The organism is Bacillus sp. LL01 (assembly GCF_001037965.1).
This window is the reverse complement of sequence record NZ_LFEL01000246.1, coordinates 1-3,369: the sequence shown is the minus strand read 5'-3', so window position 1 is coordinate 3,369 and position 3,369 is coordinate 1. Positions and strand designations below refer to the sequence as shown.

General features: G+C 40.9%; 2 protein-coding genes. One reads left to right on the top strand and one right to left on the bottom strand.

Going from position 1 to position 3,369, the window contains the following annotated elements; all coding sequences use genetic code 11:
• On the top strand, positions 1 to 2,452 hold a 2,452-nt coding region (locus AB685_RS28825), incomplete at its 5' end, for a glycoside hydrolase family 32 protein (protein WP_131709678.1).
• A 491-nt stretch (positions 2,453 to 2,943) separates the two neighbouring features.
• On the opposite strand, the gene AB685_RS28820 is transcribed toward AB685_RS28825, so the two are convergent.
• Positions 2,944 to 3,369, bottom strand: a 426-nt coding sequence (locus tag AB685_RS28820) for an elongation factor G-binding protein (protein WP_047974043.1), incomplete at its 5' end; no start/stop codon positions are given.

Genomic DNA, 3,369 nt, shown 5'->3' with positions numbered 1-3,369 from the left:
AGAGCCGCTTATCGTTGGGAAACATAATCATCCAGCGATCATCAATGGCACGTTTGCAGCGAATATGTTTAACGGCTTAATGGATGAAGTGAAAATCTTTAGTGATTCCTATAGCGCTGAAAAAGTTAATGAGATATATAACGAATATGTGAATGCTTTTGAAAATGGAGAGCATCCAACTCCGAATCTAGCAATGGATCGTAGTCGCTTTGACGGAGATCGTCATCGACCACAGTATCACTTTATTTCACCTGAACATTGGATGAATGAGCCACATGCTCCTTTTTATTTTAATGGGAAATACCATATCTTTTATCAGCATAACCCACAAGGTCCGTATTGGAACCATATTCATTGGGGACATGCGGTCAGTGATGACATGGTTCATTGGGAAGATATGCCGGTTGCGCTTGCTCCAGATGGAGGTTCAGTCACACCAGATGGCGTATGGTCAGGAGATGCCACCTTTGATGCAGATGGTCTACCTGTTTTATTATTTACAGCGGGTGATGATAGTAAATTTCCAAATCAAATGACTGGTCTAGCAAGAAGTACCTTTGCAGAAGATGGAGATTTCAATTTACCCAATTGGAAAATGAATGAGGAGCCTGTAACGGTACAGGCACCAAACTTACAGGCAGATGAAGGGGAAGTTTGGTACGGACAATTTAGAGATCCGTATGTGTGGAAAGACGGGGATACATGGTATCAATTAGTCGGTTCTGGAATTAGAGATGGCGACAGCAGTGTCGGTGGTACAGCGCTGCTTTATACTTCAACAGACTTAGAGAATTGGACATATGAAAAGCCGTTTTTAGTTGGCGATTTCGCGAACTACCCTGAGACCGGCCAAGTATGGGAGCTGCCTGTTTTCTTACCTTTGAATGACGAAGATGGAAATGATACAGGAAAGCATGTTCTTTTTGTCAATCCGTGGTATGAAGGCTATAGTCCTCACAATGTGAAATATGTATGGCATTGGATTGGAACATGGGATAAAGATAACCTTGAATTTACTCCTGACCATTCTGACCCAAGAATCTTTGATAAGGGAGAACATTTCACGGGTCCGAGTGGGTTTGTCGATCATGATGGTCGTTCGATCTTGTTTAGYATTGCTCAAGGGAAACGATCGGAACAAGCGCAGCATGATGCAGGTTGGGCACATAATGCCGGGTTACCATTAAGCCTTACTTTACGGAAAAATAATGAACTCGGAATCGAACCAATTGAAGAGTTACAAGAACTTCGAACCAAGCAATTAGCTTCATTTAAGAATCAAAAGATCTCTAAAGCCAATGATCTATTATCAGACGTTCAAGGAGATCTATTAGAGATTATTCTAGAAGTAGACAATCAGAATGAAAGTGAATTTGGCATTAAAGTAAGACGTAGTGAGAATGGCGAAGAAGAAACGCTCATTTCTTATGATTTTGAGAATTCGATGTACACGATTGATCGCAATAAGTCTAGTTTAGATAAGGATGTTCGAAAAGGGGTTCAAGGAGAAGTGATGGACCTAGACGGTGAGAACTTGAAGCTTCATATTTATTTAGACCRATCGATGGTAGAGGCTTATGCAAATGGGTATAAGAGCCTTACATCAAGAGTGTATCCAACTCGCTTTGATGCACTAGGATTAGAGCTATGGAGTGAAAATGGCAACGTCACCATCAAGTCAATGGAAGTGTGGGAATTAGGATCTGCTTATGGCGAAACCGTACCGGCCCATTGGCCAGATGTGGAAGAAGTTCCAGATCATAAACAGCTACCCAATCACGACTTCCAGACAGGAGATCTGACAGGATGGATCGTCGAAGAAGGCCAGGCGTTCACTGCTGACCACATTACCAATCGTTATGATTGGGGCTGGGGTGGTCCATTTAATCAGGCGCACACGGCTATTGATCCGAATCATTATCATTATTGGGGATATAACCCTGATCATGATGGAGACGGTGCAACCGGAGTGATGAAATCACAGAATTTCATACTAGGTGGTAACGGTCAAATTGATTTCTTAGTAGCTGGAGGAGACATCATTGATCAATTGTATATCGCTTTAGTAAGAGCATCTGACGGTGAATATTTAATGAAAGCCACCGGTCATAACTCTGAACAATATCGAAGAGTAAAGTGGGATGCCTCTGAATATAGGGGGGAAGAATTATATATAAAAGTTGTTGACCGTGCAACAGGTGGTTGGGGACATATTAACCTTGATAATGTGAATGTTCAAGTAGATCCTGCTACACAATTTGATTTGACAGGCCTTGAAGAAGAGCTAGATGAAGTTGAGGAAGAACATCCTGCTCATCAATTACCAAATGGTAAAGGGGGTAAAAGACCTGTTCACTTACCTGTCGATCATGCCAAAGGCCTAACGAAAGCGAAAGAGAAAGTTCAATCCAAAACTAAAAAAGCTCAGCCGTTTAATAGGTTAGAGAAGTAGGAAGGATTCATTCGACCTCCACTGCTAATAAATAGAAAAGAACCGTAGCTCTATTATTGGGCTACGGTTCTTTTGATTGTGCCCGGCATGTCTAACAGCTAGGTGGTGAAAGTCCACTACAGGCTTGGCGGTGGAAACTGTTAGCGAATGACAAGGGTGTCTAGGGTGACSACCTAGAATCTGAAGGAAGCCGGGCGCAAAACCTCGGGACAACGTACACAAATTGGATATAAGGCTGAATGGAGAGGGACGAGTTTCCTCAACAAAACGAAGTCCAACACTGCCCGAATCTCCTACAGTAAATCCAGTGTCTACGAGACGAAAGCGGTTAGACTTACCCGGGGAGGTCTTATCGCGGTTTTCGAGATGAAGAAATTTCTTAAAGAAAACAACGAGCTCAGTGATGAGCTCGTAAACGGTAAGAAGGCAGCAGAGGTCGTAGTAGTTAAGGGTCTCATTTGCCAAATAGATAAGAGGGGGTGATCCCTCAGTTATTTATTTAACAGTTCAACGAATTTATTCAATTCATCTAATGTGATTAGATTTTGGTTACATTTATGACTGTCGCTGCAAATGTAATTACCTCTATTTGTATACGTTTCTTTTCCAGCTTTCACTTTAGACATAAACAATCCAATATCTTGATGTTGGTTACATAATGAACAAATTCCTTTATTACTTTCCTGAAAAGTCCCTTGTATCCCCTTTAATTTTCCATTGTAATCAACAATAAGAAATTTTCTTTCTGAGCGAATATCATACCAACCTAAATAAGATATTTCCTTAAAATCTATCTCTTCAAGAGGGGGAACCTTCAATTTCTTAGCTTTAGGAAATAGTTTTGTTATTGTTTTTTCCGTAACATTTTTAAATGGGATTACATAATGTTTAAGTTCAGATAAAAATGATTCGGCTTG